The organism is Pseudomonas siliginis (genome assembly GCF_024072275.1).
Taxonomy (GTDB): Bacteria; Pseudomonadota; Gammaproteobacteria; order Pseudomonadales; family Pseudomonadaceae; genus Aquipseudomonas; species Aquipseudomonas siliginis.
Map to the genome: position 1 here is coordinate 1589096 of NZ_CP099598.1, position 24683 is coordinate 1613778.

Below are 24683 nucleotides of genomic sequence, written 5' to 3' on the forward strand. Positions count from 1 at the left end.
ACTGACACATTGCATTCGCGAGCAGGCTCGCTCCTACATTTGATCTTTGGGTTACATCAGGTGTTTTTCCGGCTCGGGAATACTCGCCGAGCCCAACACCGCCGGCAGCAATCCGGCGCGCAAATCCCCGCCACTCGGCTGTTGATACAGGCTCAAGCCAAACTCCGGCAACACCGCCAGCAGGTAATCGAAAATATCCCCCTGAATCCGCTCGTAATCGGCCCACACCGTGGTGCGGGTGAAGCAGTAGATTTCCAGCGGAATGCCCTGCGCGGTGGTCTGCATCTGCCGGACCATGCAGGTCATGTTCGGCTGAATCTCCGGATGACTCTTCAGATACGCCAGCGCATACGCGCGGAAGGTGCCGATATTGGTCATGCGGCGGCGGTTGGCTGACATGGCTGCGACATTGCCCTGCGCTTCGTTCCAAGCCTTGAGCTCGGCTTTCTTGCGGCCCATGTAGTCGGTCAGCAGGTGCACCTGCGAGAGCTTTTCTTCCTCGTCGTCGCGGATGAAGCGCACGCCGCTGGCATCGATGAACAGGCTGCGTTTGATCCGCCGACCGCCGGACTGCTGCATGCCGCGCCAGTTCTTGAATGACTCGGACATCAGCCGCCAGGTCGGGATCGAGACGATCGTCTTGTCGAAGTTCTGCACTTTGACCGTGTGCAACGTGATGTCGACCACGTCGCCATCGGCGCCGACTTGCGGCATCTCGATCCAGTCGCCGACGCGCAGCATGTCGTTGCTGGTCAGTTGCACGCTGGCAACGAACGACAGCAGGGTGTCCTTGTAGACCAACAGAATCACTGCCGACATCGCACCCAGACCGGACAATAGCAACAGCGGCGAGCGGTCGATCAGAGTGGCGACGATGATGATCGCGCCGAACACGTACAAAACCATTTTCGCCAGTTGCACGTAGCCTTTGATCGAGCGTGTACGCGCATGCTCGGTGCGCGCGTAGATGTCGAGCAGGGCGTTGAGCAGGGCGCTGACCGCCAGCAGCAGGAACAGAATGGTGAAGGCCAGCGCGACGTTGCCGAGGAAATTCATCGCGGTTTTGCTCAGCTCCGGCACCAGGTGCAGGCCGAACTGGATCACCAGCGACGGCGTCATCTGCGCCAGTCGTTGAAACACTTTGTTGTGGCGAAAGTCGTTGATCCAGTGCAGCGCCGGCTGGCGGCCGAGCATGCGGCTGGCGTGCAGGATCAGGTAACGCGCCACCCGTCCGAGCACCAGCGCGATGACCAGCAACACCAGCAGCGCCAGTCCCGATTGCAGAAGTGGGTGCTCTTCGAGCGTGCCCCATAGGTCCTGGGCTTTGAGCCAGAGCTGTTTGATATCCATGAGCGAAACGTTTCTTCTGTAAGACGCGAGGGCCGATTAGAGCATTTAAGACGCTGTGTATTGCAGCGAGTGACAAATCGGGCAACAAAAAAACCACTGATTGTCGGCGTTTGCACAAAGAAACTCGGCCTGAGCGCTCGAAACCGGTAACCTATGCAGCTGTTTTTTTGCATATCTTCGAGGTAGCACCCGTGTTTTCCCAATTCGCCCTGCACGAACGCCTGCTCAAAGCCGTGGCCGAGCTGAAATTTGTCGAGCCAACGCCAGTGCAAGCCGCGGCCATCCCGCTGGCGCTCCAGGGGCGTGATCTGCGGGTGACGGCGCAAACCGGTAGCGGCAAAACCGCCGCTTTCGTCTTGCCGATCCTCAATCGCCTGATCGGCCCGGCGAAGATCCGCGTCAGCATCAAGACGCTGATCCTGCTGCCAACCCGTGAGCTGGCCCAGCAGACTTTGAAGGAAGTCGAACGCTTCTCGCAGTTCACCTTCATCAAGTCCGGCCTGATCACCGGCGGCGAAGACTTCAAGGTGCAGGCGGCAATGCTGCGCAAAGTGCCGGACATCCTCATCGGCACCCCGGGGCGGATGATCGAGCAACTCAATGCCGGCAACCTCGACCTGAAAGAAGTCGAAGTGCTGGTCCTCGACGAAGCCGACCGCATGCTCGACATGGGCTTCGCCGAAGACGTGCAGCGTCTGGTCGATGAGTGCCCGAACCGTCAGCAGACCATGCTGTTCTCCGCGACCACCGGCGGTTCCGGCCTGCGCGAAATGATCGCCAAGGTCCTGAACAACCCTGAGCACCTGCAGCTCAACGCGGTCAGCCAGCTCAACTCGACGACTCGCCAGCAAATCATCACCGCCGACCACAATCAGCACAAAGAGCAGATTGTGAACTGGCTGCTGGCCAACGAGACCTACCAGAAGGCCATCGTCTTCACCAATACCCGCGCCATGGCCGACCGCATCTACGGCCGCCTCGTGGCCCAGGAATACAAAGCGTTTGTGCTGCACGGCGAGAAAGACCAGAAGGATCGCAAACTGGCGATCGATCGTCTGAAGCAGGGCGGTGTGAAGATCCTCGTCGCCACTGACGTTGCGGCCCGTGGTCTGGACGTCGACGGTCTGGATCTGGTGATCAACTTCGACATGCCACGCAGCGGCGACGAGTACGTGCACCGCATCGGTCGTACCGGCCGTGCCGGCAACGATGGCCTGGCGATCTCGCTGATCTGCCACGGCGACTGGAACCTGATGTCGAGCATCGAGCGCTACCTGAAGCAAAGCTTCGAGCGCCGCACGATCAAGGAAGTCAAAGGCACCTACGGCGGGCCGAAAAAGGTCAAGGCCTCGGGCAAAGCCGTCGGCGTGAAGAAGAAAAAGACCGACGCCAAGGGCGACAAGAAGAAAACCGCCGCCAAGACGCCGACCAAGCGCAAGAGCGTCAACCGTCCAAAGCCGGATTCTCTGGTGAGCAGCGACGGCATGGCCCCGCTCAAGCGTCGCAAGCCAGCAGAACCTGCGGCTGAGTAAGCTTTAGAACGCGCATAAAAAAACCGGACAATGTCCGGTTTTTTTTTTCGTCCTCAACTGTCGGCTTTTTTCTCCGCCGATCCCAGTTCCTTCAGACGCTGATCGATCAACTGGCACTTGTCCGGCAGATCGGCGCTGGCCGTGCCCAGATCCATTTTCTGCAACTCGGCGTTAATCTCCTTGGCTTTTTCCGGATTCTGCTCGGTGAGCTTTGAGACTTCCTTGGCCAGTTGTTCGCGTTTGATCGTCGCCTCTTCCGGCGTGCAAGCCCAGACGGGCAGGGCGCAGGCGAGAGTGGCGGCGAGGGAGAGCTTGATCAGGATTTTCATGGGCAGGCCTCAGTTCCGGTTAAGGCGGGTTAACCGGTTGAGGGCTGAAGCGTGGCAAAAGTTCAGTAAGCTTCGCAGGAGGAATGCGGATCAAAGTCCACAGCTACGTTTCAGCTAATTGCAAGATAGCTTTCAACGCGGCCTCTCGCGTCGGCAGCTTGATCTCGCCTTCACAAGCAGACGGAACGAAACCTTCAAGACGCAAACTCGCTGCGAAGTTGGCTTTGCGATGCTTGGCAAACCAGATTTTTTTGGTTTCTAAACTGAGCTTTTGCATTGGCGCCTGTCCATGTCAGAACCTCGTATTATAGCGGACGCACATCCGCAGAGCCCTGTCGGCTTAATACGGCACAAACGATACAGCGTTGAACAACATTTCGACGTGCGTGCCAAATTCCCAACCAGACATTGTTCTCCTTGGGAGCGAGCCTGCTCGCGAAACAGGCGACACGTTAGCACCGCCTTGTCGTGTAATCGTTTTTCGCGAGCAGGCTCGCTCCCACAGGTCCTCGTGTGTTTTCTCCACAGTGAACTCAAGATCGCTGCTCACCATGACAGCAACCCGACTTCGGCACACCGTCATACCGATCATGATGTCGCACCCATTCCATGATCTCGTCTTCATTCCTGCCCTTGGGCGTCAGATCAAGGTAGTGGTAAGCGCCGACCAGCATGTCCAGACCGCGTGCGTACGTTGAATAGGTGTGAAAAATCTCGCCTTCGTCATTGCGATAAAACACGCTCAGCCCCGGCATTTCTTCCTCGGCGCTGTCGGTTTTTTCGTAATTGTAGGTAGCCTTGCCCTCGGCGACATCTTCAGCCCGGGCGCAGACGCCGAAGTCGTAATTGAAATCGCAACCTTCTGACGAAACCCAGTCGAATTTCCAGCCCATGCGTTGTTTGAACGCCTGAAACTCGTTGAACGGCGCGTGGGAAACTGCAACCACCGCGACGTCGTGGTGGGCCAGGTGCTGGTTGGCGCCATCAATGTGGTCACTGAGGAACGAGCAGCCCTGGCAGCCTTGCTCCCAGTCTTTGGCAAACATGAAGTGATAGATGACCAACTGGCTGTTGTTGCCGAACAGGTCATTGAGCTTCAGTTCGCCGTTCGGACCTTGGAAGTGATAGTCCTTGTCGACTTTTACCCACGGCAGGGCGCGGCGCTCGGCGCTGAGGCGATCGCGTTCCCGGGTGAAGGCTTTTTCGTGGGCCAGATGCTGCTGGCGGGCAGCGAGCCATTCTTCGCGTGATACCACCGGATGGTTTGCAACGTTCATGACCATGTCTCCTGCGGGTTGAACCGGCTGTTTCAGACTAGTCGTTTAACCAGCGAGAGAATCGACAGACCGCCGGTCGGTCGCCGCGAAGATATGCGGCTGAACGGCTGCGCAGCGCTTGGGTCACAACCTTTGAAAGCGGCACAAATCACCCGCACCGGAGGTTGAACCAGGATGACAACTTATAACTGGGATTTGATTGAACGTTTGCTGCATGAAGTGCAGAACAGCGCTGGACAGAGCTTCGCTCCCCGCGCTTATGCCGAAGCCTACGCGGCCGAGAAAGCCAGCGCTGGCGAGCCGATCGAGAATCTCGACCATTTGAAAACGTTGGCCTGTGAGTATGAAAGTCTGCTGCTTGACCGTGGTTATATCGAGCCGCGTCCGGATCATGAAGGCAGTACCGGCAACAATTTCATTCTGACGCAGCGCGGTTCCAGCCTGCTGAGCCTGATCGACAGCAGCATCCCCGGCAACGACCACCCGCGTCAGGTGCTGGATGAGCAGGAGGATGCGCTGGATGAGGTGACATTTGATGAAGTCGCTTCAAAGGCTCAAATCGCCTGAGCCAGCGAAATCCCCCTGTGGGAGCGAGCCTGCTCGCGAATACGGTTTGTCAGTGACATTGAACTGTCTGATACACCGCTTTCGCGAGCAGGCTCGCTCCCACATTGGATTCCAGTAATCTCAAGGTTTCTGCGCGGCCTTCAGGCATTTCAGGTCATTGAAGTCCTTACGCACTTTCTCGATTTTCTTCAACAACCGCTCACGCTGTTGCGGCGTGCTCTGCGCCATCAGATCGACAAACAGCGAGCGTGCCTGGGCTTCAGTGTTGGCGTAGGCCTCGCGGTAGTCCGCTGTCCACAACCGCTCGCGGTTGACTAGAAGTGTCTCGATGCGTTGTGGGAATTCCGGGCTTTGGCGTTGCGCAACGGCGGCACTGAACTGTTGCTGCCAGTGCGCGCGGTTGGCGATCCATTGAGTGTTCTGGTCGCCCAAGGCGTTGGTCCAGGCCGCGACGCGTTGTTTCTGTGTGTCGCTGAGCGGACCCAGCCAGTCGTTCAGGCGTTTTTCCATGCGCTCGCCGCGTTCCTGTATCTGCTGGGCCAGCGGCGGTTTGACGTATTCCTGCTGGCGTTTGCGCAGATCCTTGGCAAACGCATCATTCATTTCTGCCACCTGTCTATCGTCCAGACCTTGTAGCAACTCGATGGCCGAAGGGGTGATTTCCCGGGCGGTTTCGGCAATGGCCTGCTTGGCTTCGGCGGTGCGCTCCTGCAGGGCGGCGTCGCTGACCTGATTGCTCTCGACCATGGCCTGCAATCGGTCCAGCCAGTCGAGGTAACCCGGTAACTGCGTGGTGCAGTGCCAGCTCAGGTGTTCTTTGAGCCGGTCGTTGAACCAGTCTTTCTGCTCGCCGTTCATGTCCACGTAGTCACTCAGCGACCATGGAATAATCACGTCGAGGTTGCGGTAGGCCAGGCCCACGCGGCTGCAAGCGCCGAGGGCGAGGGTGAAGATGAGCAGGGCGGCAATCTGTTTGAACCAGCGAGACATGGGCAAATCCTTGCGAGAGCCTGGCGTCGGAAATCTGATTCTTATGTGATGCAGGATGCACGCGGCAGTTCAGCCGATCAATAGAACGTGCGTACAGCCTTGAGGGTGACGAGGCCGTCGCACTCGCTGTTGTGCCCGGAATAGGCCGAGCAATCGCTGCCGCTGAGGCTGGAATTGCTGTAGATCAGATCGAGATCGACACCCATGAATGGTCGCGACAGCTTCACCGACCAATCGGTGAAACTGCTGACATAACCACCGTCCACCGCCACCGGTGTGTTCAGTTGATGGGTGGTGTATTTCATGCTCACGCCGATGCCGAACGGCTGATTGCCAGTGAGGTCGGCAAACAAGGTGTTGTTCTGTTTATCCGGGTCGTTGCTCAATGCGATGCCGAAGCGACTGCCGAGCAGAGTCAGACCGCCGAACAGCTCCTGGCTGTCGAGGGTGTCCACGCGGGGGTAGCTGTAATGGATCATCCCGACTTCGTAGCCGAGCACCTGATCGAAAGGCTGCTTGAAGCCGACGTAGGAATCGATCTCGAGGTTTTTGCCGGGGGTGATGCCCATGCTCGGCGCGTACTGGCCGAAATACACGCCGCTGTCGTGGCTCAGATCAAGGCCACCGTGGAACGAGCCGACCGCCGCCGGTTTGACCAGTCCCTGGGCCATGCTGCGGCTGGGCGTGGTGCCGAGCTTGAGATCGAAATCACCCAGTTCACCCTGAAAAACCTGCGCGTGCGCGCTCGCGCCTGACAGCAGGCTGACGAACAATAAACAGGGAAATGGGCGCATGCGTCACTCCATGAACCGCGAGCGCAGGGCGAAGGCCTGCTGAAACGCTTGATCTAGACGCGTGCAAGGATACCGGCGAATGCCCGGCATTGATGGCCGTTCGTCGATTTTTGAGGATTTTTGTTTAAAGCGAAGGGGTGTTGCGCGGTGCCAGTCCAGGCGCTTCGAAGCTCAAAGCGCCTCTGGACGGGGTAAAACCGGTGTTACTTCTTGCCCAGGCTGATCTGCTTGGACGGGCCGAATGTCTGGCCACTGACGCCTTTGGCAATTTGCTGGATCTCGCCGCCGGACTTGAGGAATGCTGCGATCTGATCGTTGATCGATTCGCTGGTTTCAACGGCTGGAGCTGGCTTTGCTTTGCTGGTGGATGCTTTTACACGCATGGCGGCCATTAACCTTTAGAAAAGTAACTCGGCCAGGCATCGTACAGGAATAACTTGACAATAGCTTGGTAAATATCCCCCGGAATAACCAAGCCCAGCGCTGTATTATTGCCTGATCGACACTGTTAATTTTTAGCTAACTCCCTGTTTTAAATAAGAACATCGAATCGGCGTGAGGCAATTGTGCGCAGCCGTAAGCCGCTGGGCCGGACTGACGAGCGGCACCTCACCGGGCAGTGATCAAGCAAAATCAACAGGTTGACGCAGATTTTCCGCTGCGAGGATCTGTCGCCCGACGTTTGCGGCAAAAACGGGTAGAATGCCGCCCACGTATTGAGGGTTTCGGAAATGGCTTTAGTCGGGCGTTACAACAGTTTGCAAGTGGTTAAACACACTAACTTCGGTTTATATCTGGACGGCGGTGCCGACGGCGAAATTCTTTTGCCCAACCGTTATATCCCCAAAGATATTCCCAGCGAAGATGAAGACTGGCTCAACGTATTCATCTATCTGGACAGCGAAGACAAACTTCTCGCCACTACGGAAAAACCCAAAGTTCAGGTCGGCGAATTTGCCAGCCTGAAAGTGGTTGAAGTTAACAGCATCGGCGTGTTCCTCGACTGGGGCCTGCCGAAAGATCTGTTGCTGCCGTACTCGGAAGAAAAGCGCCAGATGACCGCTGGCGAATACTGCGTGGTGCACGTCTACCTCGACAAACACACGCGCCGCATCACCGCCACCGCGCGCCTCGATCGTTACCTGGACAAGACCCCGGCCACCTACAGCCCGGGCCAGGAAGTTGATCTGCTGGTTGCCGAAGCCACCGACATGGGCTTCAAGGCGATCATCAACAACAAGCACTGGGGCTTGATCCACAAGAACGAAATCTTCAAGTTCATGCGTTCGGGCATGCGCGAGAAAGGCTTCATCAAGGAAGTGCGCGCCGACGGCAAGATCAGCCTGAGCCTGCAACCGGTTGGCCAGGAAGCGGCCAGCAGCCTGAGTTCGAAGATCCTCGGCAAGTTGCGCGAAAACGACGGCACCCTGGCGGTCAGTGACAAGAGTGATCCGGCGTTGATCAGCAGCCTGTTCGGCGTCAGCAAGGGCAACTTCAAGAAAGCCATCGGCTCGCTGTACAAGGAAGGCAAGATCGTGATCCACGCCGATCGTATTGAACTAACCTGACTCACCGCAGGCCCATGGTAGGAGCTGCCGAAGGCTGCGATCTTTTGATCTTGATCTTGAAAATCGGCGGCTCCCACATCTAAAAGGGGTGAGCCAATGAAAAAGGCGCTGATCGCATACGTCTCGACGCTACTGACGTTTCTGCTGCTCGATGGGATCTGGCTCGGGCTGCTGATGGCGCCGACCTATCGCGAACTGCTCGGTTCGCTGATGCTGGATAAACCGCTGCTGTTGCCCGCAGCGGTTTTTTATTGCCTGTACGTTATTGGCTGCGTGGTATTCGTGGTCTTGCCGGCGCTGAGCTGGCAGCGAGCGGCGAAGCTTGGTGCGCTGTTGGGGCTGGTGGCGTACGGCACTTATGACCTGACCAATTGGGCGACATTGCGCGACTGGTCGGTGCAGGTGAGTTTGATGGATTGGGCGTGGGGGACAGTGGCGACGGCCGTTGCTTGCACGGTGGGTTATTTGGTGGCGAAGCGGTTTGCCTGAGCTGCTCCGGCAGTTGTGTTGGCAATGCTGCCTCTTCGCGAGCAGGCTCGCTCCCACATGTTCACCGAACCCTCTGTGGGAGCGGGCTTGCCCGCGAATGACGGCGCAGCCGTCAACCATTCAGCGCTGACGCCACTGACCAAATAAAGGTCTTTTCCAGACGGCTTTTTCCGCGCATCTGATTGATAATCCCCGACACTGTTTCCTGACCAATGGATGGCCTGCCATGTTGTGTGTGTTCGAGGTGTTGCGGTGAGTGCCGAGCGGCGCAATGCCGACGGTTTTGCCCTGCAAGTGATGATCGGCCTGTGCCTGATCTGGGGTGTGCAGCAAGTCCTGATCAAATGGGCGGCGACTGACATCGCGCCGGTGATGCAAGCGGCGGGGCGCTCGGGAATTTCTGCGTTGCTGGTCGGTTTGCTGATCTGCTGGAAGGGTGGCTGGGATCAGGTCGGCAGCACCTGGCGCGGCGGTTTGCTGGCCGGTGCGCTGTTTGGTCTGGAATTCCTGTTCATCGCCGAAGGCCTGCAACTGACCACCGCCGCGCACATGTCGGTGTTCCTCTACACCGCGCCGATCTTCACCGCACTCGGCGTGCATTTCCTGCTCGCCAGCGAGAGGTTGCGCCCGTTGCAATGGCTGGGGATTCTGCTGGCGTTCATCGGCATTGCGATTGCCTTCGCCGGCGGTGTGTCGTGGGACAACCTTGATCGGCGCATGCTGCTGGGCGATGCCTTCGGCGTATTGGCCGGCGCTTGTTGGGGCGCGACCACCGTGGTGGTGCGGGCCTCGCGACTGTCGGAAGCGCCGGTGACATTGACCCTGTTCTATCAGTTGCTGGTCGGTTTTATCGGTCTGCTGTTGATCGCGTTGTTCAGCGGCCAGATCACCCACGTCAGCCTGACCACCGTGGCGGTGGCCAGTGTGCTGTTCCAGGGCCTGGTGGTGTCGTTCTTCAGTTACCTGGTGTGGTTCTGGCTGTTGCGCCGTTATCTGGCGGCCAACCTTGCGGTGTTTTCGTTCATGACGCCGTTGTTCGGCGTGACCTTCGGCGTGCTGCTGCTCGGCGACCAGTTGAGCCTGAACTTCGTCATCGGCGCCGTGCTGGTGTTGCTCGGCATCACTTTCGTCAGCGCCGAGCAGTGGCTGCGTCGGCGTTTGCGCAAGGCGCTGGGCCAGTAGCCTTGGCCTGCATCGCCAGCGCGCCGGCCAGCAACAGGCCGGCGCCGGCGATCAGCAGCGCCGGCTGCAAACCGCCGCTGAAATGGCTGCTCAGCGCCGCCAGCAGCGGGCCGCTGAGCTGGCCGACGGCGAAGCACGCCGTGAGCATCCCGGCGTTGCGCTGAGTGGCGTGGGGCGCCAGCTCTCGCGAACGCTGCATGACCAGTTGCATGCACGCCAGAAACGGCGTGCCGCAGAGGATCACCCCCAACGCCAGGCCGAGGCCGCTGCCCAGCAGACAGGCGAACACTCCGGCCGCTTGCATCCACAGCGTCGCCATCAGCCAGTGCCGCGTGGTCTCGGGATCATGCCGACGCAAGCTCACCAGCCACACACCGATCGCCGCGCCGAGGCCAAAACACGGCCAGAACAGATCTGCCTGCCACTGGCCATGAAACTGCGCGTTGGCCATTTGCGCCAGAAACGTCGCCGGAATGATGTAGCCGATGCCGTACAGCGCATACACCAGCGCCAGTCGGCCAATGCCTCGATTCGCTGTTTTCACATGCATTGTCGCTGGCCTCGCTGCCGCCGTGGGCTGCGGTAACAACCGCCAGACGCCGAGCATCATCAGCAGCGCAGCCGCCGCGTAAATCAGCCACAGGGTTGCCGATGTCTGCTGCAATCGATGCGAGACCAGCGCCAGCAAGCCTGTGAGAAAAATCCCCAGACCCGGCCCGGCAAAAACCAGAGCACCCCAGCGCGGGCGACCCGCTGCCGCCGCCAGCGGCTGGCTGAGCGAAGTAATCATCACCAGCACCCAGGCACTCGCCACCCCGGTGCCAAAGCGCAACAGCAGGTGCGACCAGAAACCGCTGGCCCAGAACGACGCCAGTGTCAGCAGCACGCACAGCCACAGCCCGCCATGCAGCCGTCGCTGCACCTGCTGCGGCCGCTGCGCGAACATCGCATCCACAGCACCAAGCAGATAGCCGAGGTAGTTGGCCGCCGCGATCAGCCCGGCGGCGGTGAGGTCGATCTGCCCTTCGCTGAGCAGGTGCGGCATCTGTGGCGTCAGGGCGAAACGGCCGATGCCCATGGCCATCATCAGGGCAACGAAACAGGCGGATAAACGTATCAGCGGCGACATGGTCGGGCTTCCTTCAAGGGAGCGATGACCGTCAGGCTAGGATCGATTGACTTTCTTTAAAATTGAATAATAGTGAGTAACTTGTTCTGTTCAGGAGAAAGCAGTGGAATTCAGCCAACTGCGGATATTTCAGGCGGTCGCCGAGGAAGGCTCGATCACCCGCGCCGCCGAGCGCCTGCATCGTGTGCCGTCGAATCTGTCGACGCGCCTGAAACAGCTCGAAGAGCAGCTCGGCGTTGAGCTGTTCGTGCGCGAACGGCAGCGTTTGCAGTTGTCGCCGGCGGGCAAGGTGCTGCTCGACTACACCGGCAAACTCTTCGCTCTGCGCGATCAGGCCAGTGCGGCGGTGATGGGCGGGCAACCGGCCGGCGACTTCGTGCTGGGCACCATGTACAGCACGGCGGCGATTCATCTGCCGGCGTTGCTGGCGCGTTATCACAAGCAATACCCGACAGTGAATTTGCAGGTGCAATCGGCGCCGACCGGCGAACTGCTCGAAGGTTTGCTCACCGGTCGCCTTGACGCGGCATTGGTCGACGGACCGCTGCAACTGGCCGGGCTCGATGGCGTGCCGTTGTGCGAGGAACGGCTGGTGCTGATCACTGAAATCGACCATCCGCCAGTACGCACCGCGCGGGACGTGGAAGGGCGCTCGGTGTTCACTTTTCGCCAGGGTTGTTCATATCGCATGCGCCTGGAGGCATGGTTCTCTCACTACCATGCGGCGATGGGCCGGGCGATGGAGATCGAGTCGTATCAGGGCATGCTCGCCTGTGTGATTGCCGGCAGTGGTGTGGCGTTGATGGCCGAGTCGATGTTGGCCAGCCTGCCGGGTCGCGAAAGCGTCGCCGTGCATCCGTTGGCCGAGCCGTTCGCGGGTGCGACAACGTGGCTCATGTGGCGCAAGGGTATGGCCGGGGCCAACCTGAATGCCTGGATCGACGTGCAGCAAGCGGTCTATCCCGTGGCTTTGCATGAAGTGCGGGAAACCGCGTGAACCAATCGCAACAGATTCTGTTCAATTCAGTAACAGATCATTGCGGATTTGGCCGAGCATTGCGTAGGACTTCGGACTATTATCAGTGCGAAGCGGCCTCAGAATTCCGGCCGCTCAGCACCACCCTGAAGGGGGCATGACGATGAAAGAGAAAATCCAGAACTGGCTGCACGATTTGGGAGTTGCCCTCGGTTTGATCGAACCGCCTCTGCAACCGGTACCGATTCGCACGGACGACGAACAGCGTCGGCGCCAGCCACGTCGCCGTTAATACCTCCGATCAGAGATTTCAGGATCGCAGCCGTCGGCAGTTTCTACAAATGGTAGGAGCTGCCGAAGGCTGCGATCTTTTGCTTTTCGCCAAGCGAAAAAAACGGGTGTGGCTACCGACGCCACACCCGCTGAAGAAAACATCACCTCGTTACAGTCGATTCACACCGCAGTGGCCACGGTCGCCGGGCGCGGCGAGAACAGGCTGACCAGTACGAAGCTCACCAGGCTGACACCCAGGCTGTAATAGATCGGCGTGTTCGCGTCCATGCCGTCCTTGACCATGAACACCAGCGCAGTGACAAAGCCCAGCGTCATGGCGCTGATCGCCCCGGCAGTAGTCGCACGCTTCCAGAAAATCGCCCCCATCAGCGGAATCAGCATGCCACCGACCAAAAGGTTGTAAGCCAGGGTCAGCGCACTGATCACGTCATTGACGACCAGAGCAATGCCCAACACCGCGATCCCTGTCAGCAGCGTAAACAGGCGGCTGACCGCGATATTGGACTGTTTGCCACCGCGCAGTTTCGGCAGCAGGTCTTCGGTAAGCGTGGTGGACGCGGCGAGCAGGCCGGCGCTGGCGGTGGACATCATCGCCGCCAGTGCGGCAGCGATCACCAGGCCACGGATGCCGTCGGGCAGCGAGACTTTGACGATGGCGGCGAACGCGTTGTTGACGTTGTCCAGATCCGGAATCAGCACATGCGCAGCCATGCCGATCAAGGCGCAGACCAGACCGTAAATGATGCAGTAGATCCCGGCCGAGGTGCCTGCGTACTTGGCGACCTTTTCGCTTTTGGCGGTGAACACCCGCTGCCAGATGTCCTGGCCGATCAGGATGCCGAAGAAGTAGATCATGAAGTAGGTGATGATCGTGTCCCAGCCGATGCTGGTGAAGTTGAAGCTGGCCGCCGGCAGTTGCGCGACCAGTTGATCCCAGCCGCCTACGCGGTACAGGCAGATCGGCAGCAGCAGGAACATCAGGCCCACCGTCTGGATGCCGAACTGGACGATGTCCGTCAAGGTCAGCGACCACATGCCGCCAATTGTTGAGTAAATCACCACGATACCGCCGCCCAGCAGTACGGAAATCCAGAAGGGCAGACCGAACAACACTTGCAGCACGGTGCCGATCGCCAGAATCGAGGTCACGCCGATCATCAGCGCGTAAGCGAGCATGATCGTCGCACTGGCGGTGCGCGCCATCGGGTTGTAGCGCTTCTCCAGGACCTGGGTGACGGTGAATACCTTGAGTTTCAGTAAGGGTTTGGCGAGGAACAGGTTCAGCGCGACGATGCCGCAGCCCAGTGCCGCGCACAGCCAGAAACCGGAAATGCCATGCACGTAGCCCAGACGGACCGTGCCGACGGTGGACGCGCCGCCGAGTACGGTTGCTGCCATGGTGCCCATGTACAGCGACGGCCCCAGGTTACGCCCGGCAACCAGATAGTCTTCGTGGGTCTTGGCCTTGCGCATGCCGTAGTAGCCGAGAATCAGCATCGCAGCGGCATAAATGAGTACGACGAATAAATCCAAAGCCATGATGGCGTGTCTCCGATTGTCTTTTTTATGGTCAAGCAAATGGGGTCTGCAAGGCTTCCTGTGGGAGCGAGCCTGCTCGCGAAGGCGGTCTGTCAGTCACACCAATGTTGGATGTGCTGAAGTCTTCGCGAGCAGGCTCGCTCCCACAGGGGATTCGTGTCAGGCGGCGTGACGTAGTTCGGGTTTTATGGCGGCTTCACTGCGCACATCCGTTGGCCCGAACACCTCCCGAGGTTCCGGGAACAGCTTGAGCAGCGTCAGATACACCACCGACGCCAGGCCCAATGTCACCGGTAAGCTGATGTCGATGCCACCGGCCAGTTCGCCCAGCGGGCCAACGAACTGCCCCGGCAGGTTGACGAAGCACAGGCCGACCAGTGCGCTGGGGATCCACGCGCCGAGGCCGCGCCAGTTCCAGCCGTGGTTGAACCAGTAGCGTCCGCCCTGTTCACCGCGGGTGAACACTTGCAGGTCATCCGGGCAGTAGAAGCCGCGCCGTACCAGCAGGCCGATGATCATGATCACCATCCATGGGGTGGTGCAGGTGATGATCAGCACGGCGAAGGTCGACACGCTTTGCACCAGGTTCGCCGCAAACCGGCCGATGAAGATGAAGGCGATCGACAGCACGCCAATCAGCAAGGTCGCCTTGACCCGGGAGAGCACGCGCGGGAACACGCTGGACATGTCCAGCCCGGTGCCATACAGCGACGTGGTGCCGGTGGACATGCCGCCAATCACCGCAATCAGGCACACCGGCAGGAAGAACCAGCTCGGCGACACGGCCAGCAAGCCGCCGACATAGTTGTTCGCGGCGATGTAGTCCGGTGCCTTGATCGCGACGATGGTGGCGGTGGCGAGGCCGAACAGGAATGGGATCAACGTTGCCAGTTGCGCGGCGATCACCGCCAGCATGATCCGGCCCTTCGGCGTCTCACGCGGGATATAGCGCGACCAGTCGCCGAGGAACGCACCGAAGGAAATCGGGTTGCTCATCGCCACCAGCGCCGCGCCGATGAATGCCGCCCAGAACCCGGCCTGACCCAGCGCCACGCTGCCGGCGTACTGGCTGTCGAAAGCGGGGGCGAAGGCGAAGATGCCGAGCAGGAACAACAGGCTCGCGGCCCACACGGCGATGCGGTTGACCCACAGCATGATGCGGAAACCGTAGATGCACACGGTCAGCACCAGCAGCGCGAACAGACCGTAGGCCAGGCCCAGGGTCAGGTCGGTTTCCGGCAAATCGACGAGGCGTTTGGCGCCGCCGACCAGCGCATCACCCGAGCTCCACACTGACAGCGAGAAGAACGCGATCGCCGTCAGCAACGACAGGAACGAACCGACAATCCGCCCGTGCACGCCGAAGTGCGCACCGGAAGACACGGCGTTGTTGGTACCGTTGAGCGGGCCGAACAGGCCCATCGGCGCGAGGATCAGCGCACCGACCACCACACCCAGGACAATCGCCCAGACACCGGCCTGAAACGACAGGCCGAAGAGCACCGGGAAACTGCCGAGCACAGCGGTGGCAAACGTATTGGCGCCGCCGAAGATCAAGCGAAACAGGTCGCTGGGCCGGGCGTCGCGCTCATGATCCGGGATCTGTTCGACCCCGTTTGTTTCGATGCTGCTAAGGCTTTTTTCGTTGTTGTTGTTATTCATGATCTGCTCCGATCATCAGGCGCGCTCATCGTGCGTGAGCGTCACCATTGGCTAAGGGGGTGGCAGCCCTTCCGGCATTGCGGACAAATGTTCGTGACAGGCCAGCCATAGGCCTTGTTGTTCTAGGCTCGACGCTTGTCTTCTGAAAACAATCGTCTCGCGCTCCTGGCTGAAATGTTGCTCCCCTTGCATGCGCAGCTCGGTGGCCACGTCATGGATGAAAACCGCCACGTCACCCTGCAGGCTGACAAAGGCGTTGCTCGAGGTGCACGACAGCACCTCGAAACCATCCTCGGCACGCCAGCGGTCCCACAACGCCTGATAGGCATCGCGCGACAGCAATGGCTGGTCGAGGGTGTAGAAGACGAAGCTGGCATCGGCGCTGAACGCCCCGAAGTAAGCTTCGCGATCGTTACGCGCAAACGCGGCGACCAACTCGGCGGCCGCGTGCAAAACCTGATCACGTGCGTGCATGACCGACCCTCAGCGATGAACCACGCCAGGCAGTACGCAGAGCATTTCGTACAGCAGGTTGGCGGCCAGCAGCGAGGTGTTGCCGGTGGTGTCGTAAGCGGGCGAGACTTCTACCAGATCGCAGCCGATCAGGTCGAGGCCCTGACAGCCACGGACGATTTCAATCGCTTGAATGGTGGTCAGGCCGCCGATTTCCGGGGTGCCGGTGCCGGGCGCCCAGGCCGGGTCGATGCCGTCGATGTCGAAACTCAGATACACCGGACCGCCACCGACCTTCTCGCGCACTTCGGCCATCAACGGCGCCAGCGACTTGTGCCAGCACTCTTCGGCTTGAACGACGCGGAAGCCCTGATCGCGGCTCCAGTTGAAGTCGTCGGCGGTGTAACCCTGGGCACGCAAACCGATCTGCACCACGCGATCGCAATCGAGCAGACCTTCTTCGACGGCACGACGGAACGTGGTGCCATGGGCGATCTTCTCGCCGAACATGTGATCGTTAACGTCAGCGTGGGCATCGATGTGTACCAGGCCAACCTTGCCGTGCTTTTTATGAATCGCGCGCAGGATCGGCAGGGTGATGGTGTGGTCGCCACCCAGGGTCATCGGGATAACGTTGTGCTCGAGGATGTTGTCGTAGGCTTCTTCGATGATGCGCACGGCGTCGAGCAGGTTGAAGGTGTTGATCGCCACGTCACCGATGTCGGCAACCGACAGCGAGTCGAACGGCGCGGCGCCGGTGGCCATGTTGTACGGTCGGATCATCACCGATTCGGTGCGGATGTCGCGCGGCCCGAAGCGCGTGCCGGGGCGCAGCGAAGTGCCGATGTCCAGCGGCACGCCAACGAAGGCAGCGTCGAGGCCTGCTGCGGTCGGTACATGGGGAAGTCGGAGCATGGTGGCGATGCCGCCGAAGCGCGGCATTTCATTGCCGCCCAGTGGTTGGTGAAGAATCTTGTCCACGGGTAGGGCCTCATCGTCTTTGTTTTATTTATGCCGGCGCGCCGTTGAGCACAGGTTCGGACGCCGCTGTGGGGCCGATCATGCGAAATGTAGTGATGGGGAAGAATCGCTACGGGCAAAAACTTAGTTCAGATTTTTCTAAACTAATGGGAGAGGTGGGATTAGACTTTGGTGGGTTCGAATGAAGTGTAGGGCTGAAGATTGTTGCCCTCACCCCATCCCTCTCCCAGAGGGAGAGGGGGCCGACCGAGTTGTTGGCGGAATCTGCATCGACCTGAAAAATCGAGTCGAACTCAGGATTTGAAAGCCATGGAGATCGGCTCCCTCTCCCTCGGGGAGAGGGCTGGGGTGAGGGGCTTTTCCCACATACACACAGTTGCAAAGCCCGGAGTAGACATGGCCAACGCTTTACCCGACCTGAAACTCCTGCGCATCTTCGTCAGCGTCGTGCGTCATCAGGGTTTTGCCAATGCGCAGCAGGAACTCAACCTGTCGACCTCGGCGATCAGCACCTACATGAGCCAGCTCGAAACCGCGCTCGGTCTGGTGCTGTGCCATCGCGGGCGCGGTGGCTTCAGCCTGACCAGCAAGGGCGAGCTGTTCCATCAGGAAACCCTGCGCCTGCTCGCCGAGCTCGAAGGCTTCGAGCAATACGCCGCCGCGCTGAAGGGCGAACTGCGCGGCACGCTCAACCTTGGGGTGATCGATTCCACGGTCAGCGACAAGGCCTTACCGTTCGCCGAAGCCATCGGCGCCTACAGCCAGGAACACCCGGCGGTGCATTTGCACCTGTCGGTGATGAGTCCTTATGAGTTGCAGCTCGGCGTGCAGGACAATCGCCTCGATCTGGCCATCGGTGCGTTTTCCACGCGCATGAGCGGTCTGGTCTACATGCCGCTGTACCGCGAGCAGCACTGGCTGTATTGCAGCAGTCGTCACCCGTTGTTCAACGAGCGGCGCATCCCCGAGCAGGTCATCACTCAGCAACGAATGGTCGGGCGCGGTTACTGGAGTCAGGCGGAACTGGCCCGCCACGGTTTCAAACACAGTGCCGCGACTGTGGAAAGCATGGAAGCGCAGCTGATTCTGGTGCTCTCCGGCGCCTACATCGGTTACCTGCCGGAGCACTACGCGCAGGCCTGGGCCGACAAGGGCGATCTGCGTGTATTACTGCCGGCGACCTTCGGTTATCAGGCGCCGTTTTCGATGATCATGCGCAGGGGCCGCAGCCGCGAGCCGCTGATCCAGACTTTCCGCGATTTGCTCAAAGCGCAATTGAATCAGGCGTAACCCATCATGTCCCGAGCCCAATGCCCGCGCTGCATGCGCCCCCAGACCCACTGCCTGTGCCCGTTGATTCCGCACCTCGACAGCCGCACGCGCGTGTTAGTGCTGCAGCATCCGAGCGAGGTCAGCCACGCGCTCAATACCGCGCGGCTCGCGGCGCTGGGGCTGAGCAATGCCGAGCTGATTGTCGGCGAGGTATTCGAAGATTTGCCGAAACTGTTGAACCAGCCGGGTTATCAGGCGCGTTTGCTGTTCCCGGCTGACGATGCGCAGTCGTTGCAGGTTTACGCGCCAAATGATCAGCCAATGTTGCTGGTCGTCCCGGACGGCACCTGGCGCAAAGCGCGCAAGATGCTTCACCTCAATCCGCTGCTGGCAGCACTGCCACGGGTGACCCTGGCCGAGGGCGGCGTGTCGCGCTATCGCCTGCGCAAGGCACCGGGGCCGGGGGCGTTATCGACTATCGAGGCGATCGTCCAGGCGCTGGAAACCCTCGAAGCACCGACGACGTTTGCGCCGTTACTGAAACCGTTTGAAGCGCTGATCGAAGGGCAGATTGCGGCGATGGGGGAGGAGACCTTTCAGCGTAACCATGGCGACAAATGATCATTGTCTGTGCGGGCCTCTTCGCGAGCAGGCTCGCTCCCACAGGGGAATGCATACCAATTGTGGGAGCGAGCCTGCTCGCGAAAGCGCCAGATCAATCACCGCAATTCAAAGATCACTAGCGCTCACGCATCGCCTCGGTCCGCGCTTTCAGCACGGGTTTGAGCAGGTAATCCAAAACGCTTTTCTCGCCGGTAATGATGTCCACCGTCGCCACCATCCCCGGGATGATCAGCAGCGGTTTGACATCGCCGCCCAGGTGATTCTTGTCGGTGCGCACCTGAATTAGATAGAAGCTGTTGCCCTTGTCATCGGTGATCGTATCGGCGCCGATCAGCTCGAGTTTGGCGCTCAGCCCGCCGTAAATCGTGTAGTCGTAAGCGCTGAACTTGACCATGGCTTTCTGGCCCGGATGCAGGAACGCGACGTCTTGCGGGCGGACCTTGGCTTCGATCAGCAGGTTGTCTTCCAGCGGCACGATTTCGACCATGTCGCTGCCCGGCTGAACTACGCCGCCGATGGTGTTGACCTTCATCTGCTTGATCACGCCACGCACCGGCGACGTCACCGTGGTACGGCTGACGCGATCGTCGATGGCGATGCTCGAGGCGGTGATTTTCGACAGGTCGGTGCGTTTCTCATTCAGCTCTTTGGCAGCCTCGGAACGGAAGGTTTGCTCGGATTCGTCGATCTTGCTGCGGATCTCGGCGATCGCCGATTCGGCCCGGGGAATCGCCAGCGTGGTGGCGTTCAGCGAACCACGGATCTCCACAGCGCTGCGCCTGAGCCGGAGGATTTCCACTGGTGAGACGGCGCCGGTTTTTACCAGCGGTTCGGACATGTTCATCTCTTGTTGCAGCAGCGCCAGGCTCGAGCTGAACTGGCCTTGCTTGGAACGAAACTCGGCCAGTTCCTGGGTTTTCTGCCGCAATTGTTCGCTGAGGGTGCGCTGTTCGCTGGCCAAGCGGCGTTGGCGTTGCTCGTACAGCGAGCGCTCGTCCTCGGCGACTTGCGGCGCCTTGGCGATGACTTCAGCGGAGAGTTTGAAGGGGCGTCCCTCGGCCTCGGCTGACAGCCGTTCAACCTGTGCGGTCAGCGCGTAACGGTCGGCCTCGCTCTCGCCCTTGTTCGAGCGAAAGCGCGTGTCATCCAGACGCAGCAGGGTGTCGCCCTTGCCGACCATCTGGCCTTCGCGAACGAAAATCTCGGTGACGATGCCGCCCTCGAGATTCTGGATCACCTGGACTTTGCTCGACGGAATCGCTTTGCCTTCGCCCATGGTCACTTCTTCGAGCACGGCGAATTTGGCCCAGACCAGGGCGGCGATCAGCAGCGCTGCCGCCAGCCATACGGTGATCCGCGATTTGCGCGGCGAATCCTGCAACGCCGCGCCGGCGGTTTCCGGCATGAACTCGGCTTCGGCACTTTTGCCGAAGCTGTCGAAGTAGCCGCGCTTGTTGCTATCGGAAGAAGCAGGCATGGCGTAACTCCTAGACCGCCGCCGAGCCGACACGGCCCTTGCGCAGCGCTTCGATGACTGCTTCTTTCGGGCCGTCAGCGACGACCCGGCCGTTGTCCAGCACCAGCAACCGGTCCACCAGGCTCAGCATTGAGGTGCGGTGGGTGACCAGCAGCAGGGTTTTGCCTTGCACCCAGCCATGCAGTTTCTGCCGCAGCGCATCTTCGCTGCTGTTGTCCATGGCGCTGGTGGGTTCGTCGAGCAGCATGATCGGTGGATCGAGCAGTAACGCGCGCGCCAGCAACACCGCCTGGCGCTGGCCGCCGGAAAGCAATTGCCCGCGTTCGCCCACCGGTCGGTCGAAACCTTGCGGGTGTTGCCGGGCCAGTTCAGTGACGCCGGTGAGTTCGGCGACTTCGAGCATGCGTGAGTCGCTGATGTAACGCGCGCCCAGGGTCAGGTTGTCGCGCAGGCTGCCAGCCAGCAGCGGCAGGTCGTGGGCGACATAACCTATCTGCTGGCGCAGGTCAGCCACGTCCAGTTGGCGCAGGTCGAGGCCGTCGAGCAGCAGTTGGCCTTCCTCCGCTTCATAAAAGCCCATGACCAGCCGCGCCAACGTGCTTTTGCCCGAACCGCTGCGGCCGATGATGCCGACCCGCTCGCCGGCTTTCAGGCTGAAGCTGACTTCGCTCAGCGCCGGCGCATTCTGGCCGTTGTAGTGAAACGTCACGCCGCTGACGTCCAGTGCGCCTTGCAGCTGCGTGCGTTCCAGTGGCCGTTGTTTGCCGTCGCGTTCCTGCGGCAGGGCCATCAGCGCATCGGTGCTTTTCATCGTCAGTTGCGCTTGCTGGTAGCGGGTGATCAGCCCGGCGATCTGGCCGAGCGGGGCGAGCACGCGGCTGCCGAGCATGTAAGTGGCAACCAGCGCGCCGACGCTGAGGTTGCCGGCAATGATGCTGTAGACCCCGGCAACAATCGTCGCCATCCCGGAAAACTGCTGGATGAACAGCGTGCCGTTGGTGGCCAGCGCCGACAGGTTGCGCGCATGACTGTCGAGGCGGGTGAGGGCGCCGTGGGTGCTTTCCCATTTGTGCTGACGCTCGCTTTCGGCGCCGCAGGCCTTGAGGGTTTCCAGGCCTCCGAGGGTTTCGATCAGCACCGCCTGACGCTCCGCGCCGAGGCTCAGGCTTTTTTGCACGGTGTCACGCAGGCGCACCTGAATCACCATGGCGAAAATGATCGTGATCGGAAACGCCAACAGTGGAATCACCACCAGCCAGCCGCCGAGCAGGCCGATCACCACCAGCATCAACACCACAAAGGGCAAGTCGATCAGGCTGGTCAGGGTCACGGCAGTGAGAAATTCACGCAGGCCCTGGAAGTCGTGAATGCTCTGGGCAAAGCCGCCAATGGTCGCCGGCCGCGCTTTCATCGACATGCCGGTGATGCGCTCGAACAACGTCGCCGAGAGGATCACGTCGGTTTTCTTGCCGGCGGTGTCGAGCAGGTGCGCACGGACCACGCGCAGCACCAGTTCAAAACCGGTGCCGATCAGCAAACCGATCGACAGCACCCACAGCGTCGAGGTCGCCTGATTGGGCACCACGCGATCGTAGGTCTGCATGACGAACAGCGGCACCATCAGGCCGAGCAAATTGATCAGAAAACTGGCGAGAATCGCATCGCTGTACAGCCATTTCGACAGTTTAAGAGTGTCGCGAAACCACGCATTTACCCGTGGCACCAGCGGCGCGCGCAGGTCTTCGAGTTCGTGGCGCGGGCGGGCGAACAAGGCCTGGCCGCTGTAGTGTTCGCCAAGCTCTTCGCGACTCACCCATTGCTCGCCGCCGTCGGCTTCGCTGGGCAGCAGCAGGGCTTTGCCATCCTCGCCAAACCGCCGCAGCACAGCGGTGCGGCCGTCGTTGAGCAGCAGCAGGATCGGCAGGTTCAGCGGTGAAATGTCTTTCAATTCACGGCGCAACAAGCGCGCCTGTAATCCGGCCCGCGCTGCTGCACGGGGCAGCAGATCGAGGCTCAGGCGTTGTTTGTTCAGGGGCAGCCCGGCGCTCAGGCTGGCACGACTGACCGTGGCGCCATGCAGTTTGCAGAGGATCAGCAGGCCGTCGAGTAACGGGTCGTCGAAGCTCAGGCGCGGATCGACCCCGGTGGCGCCGGGTTCCATGCTGGTCATAGTGATTGCCTCTGTTGAACGGGCTCGGTTATCGGATCGTTCCCACGCTCTGCGTGGGAATGCCTCTAGGGACGCTCTGCGTCCAGTGACGCGGAGCGTCACGGGCTGCATTCCCACGCAGAGCGTGGGAACGATCAGAGATCGCAGCCGTCGGCGCGTCCCGGAGGGGCTATTTCAACTCGGGCAGGCGCGCCTGGTTTTTCACTTCGGTCGTGGCAATCGCATCAGCCGGCAGCACCACGCGTTGCTTGCTCAGCAACTGGCCCATGTTCGCCAGCACGCGGTACATCGAGTATTCCTCGGTGTAGCGGATTTCGGTGTAGCGACGGTTGGCGTTGTACAGCTCGTTTTCGCTGTCGAGCAGGTCGAGCAGGGTGCGTTGGCCGAGGCCGAACTGGTCCTGATAAGCGGCGCGCACGCGTTTGGTGGTTTCGGCGTATTCGCGGGCCGTCGGCGTCTGCTTCTTGGCGTTCTCCATGGCGTTCCAGGCCAGGCGAATGTTCTCGTTGAGCTGACGCAGGGCGTTGTTGCGGATGTCCATCGCCTGATTGATGTCGTGGGCATTCGCGGCCAGACGTGCCTTGTCGCTGCCGCCACGGAACAGGTTGTAGTTCATCACCACACCGACACGCCATTCGTTGTCGTGGCCTTCGTCGCCCTGCACGTTGTTGTTCGCGCCCACTGCCGCTTCCGCGTCGAAGCGCGGGTAGAACGGCGACTTGGCCACTTCGTACTGGCTCTCGGCGGACTGCACGTCAGCCTGGGCCGATTTCAGGTACGGGTTGTTGTCGACCATGCTTTGCTGCGCTTCACGCAGGTCCGGTGGCATCTCACCGCGAGTCGAGGCCGGGGTTTCCAGCTCATCGGGCATGCGTCCGACCACGCTGTAGAAATTCGATTCGGCGTCAGCCAGATCGACTTCGGCGGTGTCGAGGTTGTTCTGCGCCAGTGCACGACGGGCAACCGATTGATCCGAGTCTGCAGTGCTGCCGATGCCGCGCTCGGTGCGCAGGCCGATCTGATCGTTGACGCGCAAGTGCGCCTGCAAATTGTTCTTCGCCAGCGTCACCAGTTCCCGACGCTTGAGCACTTCGAGGTAGACCTCGATCGTGCGCAGGGCCAGATCCTGCGCGGTGCCTTGCGCGTAGTAGGCGCGCGAGTTGGACACGCCCTTGGTGCGCTCGACCTCGTTGGCGGTGTTGAAACCGTCAAAGATCATCTGCCGCAAGCGCAGCTCGGACTGGGTGTAATTGAGGATTTCGGTGTTGTGGTTACCGAAAGCGCGGGTATTGGTGTTGTCGCTGTAACCGCGACCGTAGGCAGCGTTCAGATCGACCGACGGATAAAACCCGCCCTTGGCCACTTTCACCTGTTCATCCGCTGACAAGCGGGCGTCCACGCGCGACGCCAGTTCCGGGTGAGTGGCGATGGTGCTTTGAATCGCCTCGGTGAGGTTCATCGCCTGGGCTTGGGAAGTGCAAGCCATGGCCAGCAAAACCGCGCTGCAGAGGGGGGTTAAAACGCGCATGGGTGCATCTCCCTGGATCTCAATGTTGTGTTACCGTCGCCAAATATTTGACGTAAATTTTGGGTATAAGCGTTTCACTCTTGTAACAACAGAGCTAAGAACATCCTAGAGCGTAGCTAAGAAAAAATTTTCATAAGGTTTATTCCAAAAAAAACTTATGCGGTTTTTCAAAAGCAGCACATTGTTCAGCTCGAAAGCCTTTGTTTTATGCGCTTTAGGGAGCTCGAAAAGGCTTGAGGAAAGTTCCATTCACTTTGCGAGACACTGCGAAGTACTGCTGAAGGGGAGGGACGCGTAACGGCGAATGAGCGACAGATTTTTGTCACTCGGGTGATTCACCACCGTTACGTAGCGCTAGTGGGTCGGCGGATTGAACAGGGTTGGCAAGTGCTTGATAGCGCTGACAATTCACCTCAAACCGGGCCTGCGAAACGAACTGTCGAGGGTGCGAGCGTCGCCCCCGGCAACCCGATTGAGCCATGGGCTGCTTCGCGAACCTG

General features: G+C 60.1%; 24 protein-coding genes. 9 read left to right on the forward strand and 15 right to left on the reverse strand.

Annotated elements, in window-relative coordinates:
- Positions 1 to 51 precede the first annotated feature (51 nt).
- Positions 52 to 1350, reverse strand: a complete 1299-nt coding sequence (locus tag NF676_RS07570; RefSeq protein WP_252879612.1) for a mechanosensitive ion channel family protein — start codon at positions 1348 to 1350, stop codon at positions 52 to 54.
- Positions 1351 to 1541: 191 nt separating this feature from the next.
- Here NF676_RS07570 and NF676_RS07575 point away from each other — a divergent pair, with 191 nt between their 5' ends.
- Positions 1542 to 2882, forward strand: a complete 1341-nt coding sequence (locus NF676_RS07575; protein WP_024012040.1) for a DEAD/DEAH box helicase — start codon at positions 1542 to 1544, stop codon at positions 2880 to 2882.
- A gap of 53 nt (positions 2883 to 2935) precedes the next feature.
- On the opposite strand, the gene NF676_RS07580 is transcribed toward NF676_RS07575, so the two are convergent.
- From NF676_RS07580 to NF676_RS07590, 3 genes are all read right to left on the reverse strand, one after another.
- Positions 2936 to 3211 (reverse strand): hypothetical protein, encoded by a 276-nt coding sequence (locus NF676_RS07580; RefSeq protein WP_041478956.1) that lies wholly within the window; start codon positions 3209 to 3211, stop codon positions 2936 to 2938.
- A 103-nt stretch (positions 3212 to 3314) separates the two neighbouring features.
- Positions 3315 to 3488 carry a YhfG family protein gene (locus NF676_RS07585; RefSeq protein ID WP_110645024.1) on the reverse strand — a complete coding sequence of 58 codons (174 nt, stop codon included), beginning with the start codon at positions 3486 to 3488 and terminating at the stop codon, positions 3315 to 3317.
- A 256-nt stretch (positions 3489 to 3744) separates the two neighbouring features.
- Positions 3745 to 4488, reverse strand: a complete 744-nt coding sequence (locus tag NF676_RS07590; RefSeq protein WP_252887473.1) for a DUF899 domain-containing protein — start codon at positions 4486 to 4488, stop codon at positions 3745 to 3747.
- A 174-nt stretch (positions 4489 to 4662) separates the two neighbouring features.
- Between NF676_RS07590 and NF676_RS07595 the strand changes: the two genes are divergently transcribed.
- Entirely contained in the window at positions 4663 to 5055 is a 393-nt protein-coding gene (locus NF676_RS07595; protein WP_095180673.1) for a transcriptional regulator, read from the forward strand.
- 120 nt (positions 5056 to 5175) lie between these two features.
- On the opposite strand, the gene NF676_RS07600 is transcribed toward NF676_RS07595, so the two are convergent.
- From NF676_RS07600 to NF676_RS07610, 3 genes are all read right to left on the reverse strand, one after another.
- Positions 5176 to 6045, reverse strand: a complete 870-nt coding sequence (locus tag NF676_RS07600; protein ID WP_252887474.1) for a DUF6279 family lipoprotein — start codon at positions 6043 to 6045, stop codon at positions 5176 to 5178.
- A gap of 77 nt (positions 6046 to 6122) precedes the next feature.
- Positions 6123 to 6839, reverse strand: a complete 717-nt coding sequence (locus tag NF676_RS07605; RefSeq protein ID WP_252887475.1) for a TorF family putative porin — start codon at positions 6837 to 6839, stop codon at positions 6123 to 6125.
- Positions 6840 to 7042: 203 nt separating this feature from the next.
- Positions 7043 to 7231, reverse strand: coding sequence for a PFL_1563 family small protein (locus NF676_RS07610; RefSeq protein ID WP_016985943.1), 189 nt, complete (start codon positions 7229 to 7231; stop codon positions 7043 to 7045).
- 339 nt (positions 7232 to 7570) lie between these two features.
- On the opposite strand from NF676_RS07610, the gene NF676_RS07615 reads away from it, so the two are divergent.
- The 3 genes from NF676_RS07615 (at position 7571) to NF676_RS07625 (ending at position 10078) form a co-directional block, all read left to right on the forward strand.
- Entirely contained in the window at positions 7571 to 8407 is an 837-nt protein-coding gene (locus NF676_RS07615; RefSeq protein ID WP_016771157.1) for a CvfB family protein, read from the forward strand.
- 96 nt (positions 8408 to 8503) lie between these two features.
- Positions 8504 to 8896 (forward strand): DUF2177 family protein, encoded by a 393-nt coding sequence (locus tag NF676_RS07620; RefSeq protein ID WP_150636587.1) that lies wholly within the window; start codon positions 8504 to 8506, stop codon positions 8894 to 8896.
- Between the two features lie 252 nt (positions 8897 to 9148).
- Positions 9149 to 10078 (forward strand): DMT family transporter, encoded by a 930-nt coding sequence (locus NF676_RS07625; protein WP_252887476.1) that lies wholly within the window; start codon positions 9149 to 9151, stop codon positions 10076 to 10078.
- Here the strand turns inward: NF676_RS07625 and NF676_RS07630 are convergent.
- A complete protein-coding gene (locus NF676_RS07630; RefSeq protein ID WP_252887477.1) occupies positions 10026 to 11207 on the reverse strand; it encodes an MFS transporter in 1182 nt (393 codons plus the stop codon). The genes NF676_RS07625 and NF676_RS07630 overlap by 53 nt on opposite strands.
- Positions 11208 to 11310: 103 nt before the next feature.
- On the opposite strand from NF676_RS07630, the gene ptrR reads away from it, so the two are divergent.
- Positions 11311 to 12204 carry a putrescine utilization regulator PtrR gene (gene ptrR, locus NF676_RS07635; RefSeq protein WP_252887478.1) on the forward strand — a complete coding sequence of 298 codons (894 nt, stop codon included), beginning with the start codon at positions 11311 to 11313 and terminating at the stop codon, positions 12202 to 12204.
- A 142-nt stretch (positions 12205 to 12346) separates the two neighbouring features.
- Positions 12347 to 12475: a PA1414 family protein gene (locus tag NF676_RS27570; protein ID WP_003184145.1), complete on the forward strand. Its 129-nt coding sequence runs from the start codon at positions 12347 to 12349 to the stop codon at positions 12473 to 12475.
- Positions 12476 to 12636: 161 nt separating this feature from the next.
- Here NF676_RS27570 and NF676_RS07640 read toward each other — a convergent pair whose 3' ends face one another.
- From NF676_RS07640 to speB, 4 genes are all read right to left on the reverse strand, one after another.
- Positions 12637 to 14016, reverse strand: a complete 1380-nt coding sequence (locus NF676_RS07640) for a sodium:solute symporter family protein (RefSeq protein WP_252887479.1) — start codon at positions 14014 to 14016, stop codon at positions 12637 to 12639.
- A 159-nt stretch (positions 14017 to 14175) separates the two neighbouring features.
- Positions 14176 to 15678 (reverse strand): purine-cytosine permease family protein, encoded by a 1503-nt coding sequence (locus NF676_RS07645; protein ID WP_056783681.1) that lies wholly within the window; start codon positions 15676 to 15678, stop codon positions 14176 to 14178.
- Positions 15679 to 15729: 51 nt separating this feature from the next.
- On the reverse strand, positions 15730 to 16152 hold the full coding sequence (locus NF676_RS07650) for a YybH family protein (RefSeq protein WP_150636595.1): 423 nt from the start codon (positions 16150 to 16152) through the stop codon (positions 15730 to 15732).
- Between the two features lie 9 nt (positions 16153 to 16161).
- Positions 16162 to 17112, reverse strand: a complete 951-nt coding sequence (speB, locus tag NF676_RS07655; RefSeq protein WP_003222717.1) for an agmatinase — start codon at positions 17110 to 17112, stop codon at positions 16162 to 16164.
- A gap of 396 nt (positions 17113 to 17508) precedes the next feature.
- Here speB and NF676_RS07660 point away from each other — a divergent pair, with 396 nt between their 5' ends.
- The gene (locus tag NF676_RS07660) at positions 17509 to 18402 is read left to right on the forward strand and encodes a LysR family transcriptional regulator (protein ID WP_095180681.1); all 894 of its coding nucleotides are present in this window, start codon (positions 17509 to 17511) and stop codon (positions 18400 to 18402) included.
- A gap of 6 nt (positions 18403 to 18408) precedes the next feature.
- Positions 18409 to 19005, forward strand: a complete 597-nt coding sequence (locus tag NF676_RS07665; protein WP_252887480.1) for a tRNA-uridine aminocarboxypropyltransferase — start codon at positions 18409 to 18411, stop codon at positions 19003 to 19005.
- A gap of 118 nt (positions 19006 to 19123) precedes the next feature.
- On the opposite strand, the gene NF676_RS07670 is transcribed toward NF676_RS07665, so the two are convergent.
- From NF676_RS07670 to NF676_RS07680, 3 genes are all read right to left on the reverse strand, one after another.
- Positions 19124 to 20485 (reverse strand): HlyD family type I secretion periplasmic adaptor subunit, encoded by a 1362-nt coding sequence (locus tag NF676_RS07670; protein ID WP_039761043.1) that lies wholly within the window; start codon positions 20483 to 20485, stop codon positions 19124 to 19126.
- A gap of 10 nt (positions 20486 to 20495) precedes the next feature.
- The gene (locus NF676_RS07675) at positions 20496 to 22655 is read right to left on the reverse strand and encodes a type I secretion system permease/ATPase (protein WP_252868979.1); all 2160 of its coding nucleotides are present in this window, start codon (positions 22653 to 22655) and stop codon (positions 20496 to 20498) included.
- A gap of 169 nt (positions 22656 to 22824) precedes the next feature.
- Positions 22825 to 24183 carry a TolC family outer membrane protein gene (locus NF676_RS07680; protein ID WP_016771146.1) on the reverse strand — a complete coding sequence of 453 codons (1359 nt, stop codon included), beginning with the start codon at positions 24181 to 24183 and terminating at the stop codon, positions 22825 to 22827.
- Positions 24184 to 24683: the final 500 nt, after the last annotated feature.

What these genes read in the sequence shown, in the direction of transcription:
- NF676_RS07595 (WP_095180673.1), top strand. Translation starts at nt 4,663, where the DNA reads ATGACAACTTATAACTGGGATTTGATTGAACGTTTGCTGCATGAAGTG.
- NF676_RS07665 (WP_252887480.1), top strand. Translation starts at nt 18,409, where the DNA reads ATGTCCCGAGCCCAATGCCCGCGCTGCATGCGCCCCCAGACCCACTGC.
- NF676_RS07645 (WP_056783681.1), bottom strand. Translation starts at nt 15,678, where the DNA reads ATGAATAACAACAACAACGAAAAAAGCCTTAGCAGCATCGAAACAAAC.
- NF676_RS07600 (WP_252887474.1), bottom strand. Translation starts at nt 6,045, where the DNA reads ATGTCTCGCTGGTTCAAACAGATTGCCGCCCTGCTCATCTTCACCCTC.
- NF676_RS07660 (WP_095180681.1), top strand. Translation starts at nt 17,509, where the DNA reads ATGGCCAACGCTTTACCCGACCTGAAACTCCTGCGCATCTTCGTCAGC.
- NF676_RS07590 (WP_252887473.1), bottom strand. Translation starts at nt 4,488, where the DNA reads ATGAACGTTGCAAACCATCCGGTGGTATCACGCGAAGAATGGCTCGCT.
- NF676_RS07605 (WP_252887475.1), bottom strand. Translation starts at nt 6,839, where the DNA reads ATGCGCCCATTTCCCTGTTTATTGTTCGTCAGCCTGCTGTCAGGCGCG.
- NF676_RS07640 (WP_252887479.1), bottom strand. Translation starts at nt 14,016, where the DNA reads ATGGCTTTGGATTTATTCGTCGTACTCATTTATGCCGCTGCGATGCTG.
- NF676_RS07610 (WP_016985943.1), bottom strand. Translation starts at nt 7,231, where the DNA reads ATGGCCGCCATGCGTGTAAAAGCATCCACCAGCAAAGCAAAGCCAGCT.
- NF676_RS07620 (WP_150636587.1), top strand. Translation starts at nt 8,504, where the DNA reads ATGAAAAAGGCGCTGATCGCATACGTCTCGACGCTACTGACGTTTCTG.
- NF676_RS07615 (WP_016771157.1), top strand. Translation starts at nt 7,571, where the DNA reads ATGGCTTTAGTCGGGCGTTACAACAGTTTGCAAGTGGTTAAACACACT.
- NF676_RS27570 (WP_003184145.1), top strand. Translation starts at nt 12,347, where the DNA reads ATGAAAGAGAAAATCCAGAACTGGCTGCACGATTTGGGAGTTGCCCTC.
- NF676_RS07650 (WP_150636595.1), bottom strand. Translation starts at nt 16,152, where the DNA reads ATGCACGCACGTGATCAGGTTTTGCACGCGGCCGCCGAGTTGGTCGCC.
- NF676_RS07570 (WP_252879612.1), bottom strand. Translation starts at nt 1,350, where the DNA reads ATGGATATCAAACAGCTCTGGCTCAAAGCCCAGGACCTATGGGGCACG.
- NF676_RS07680 (WP_016771146.1), bottom strand. Translation starts at nt 24,183, where the DNA reads ATGCGCGTTTTAACCCCCCTCTGCAGCGCGGTTTTGCTGGCCATGGCT.
- NF676_RS07585 (WP_110645024.1), bottom strand. Translation starts at nt 3,488, where the DNA reads ATGCAAAAGCTCAGTTTAGAAACCAAAAAAATCTGGTTTGCCAAGCAT.
- NF676_RS07630 (WP_252887477.1), bottom strand. Translation starts at nt 11,207, where the DNA reads ATGTCGCCGCTGATACGTTTATCCGCCTGTTTCGTTGCCCTGATGATG.
- NF676_RS07675 (WP_252868979.1), bottom strand. Translation starts at nt 22,655, where the DNA reads ATGACCAGCATGGAACCCGGCGCCACCGGGGTCGATCCGCGCCTGAGC.
- NF676_RS07670 (WP_039761043.1), bottom strand. Translation starts at nt 20,485, where the DNA reads ATGCCTGCTTCTTCCGATAGCAACAAGCGCGGCTACTTCGACAGCTTC.
- NF676_RS07580 (WP_041478956.1), bottom strand. Translation starts at nt 3,211, where the DNA reads ATGAAAATCCTGATCAAGCTCTCCCTCGCCGCCACTCTCGCCTGCGCC.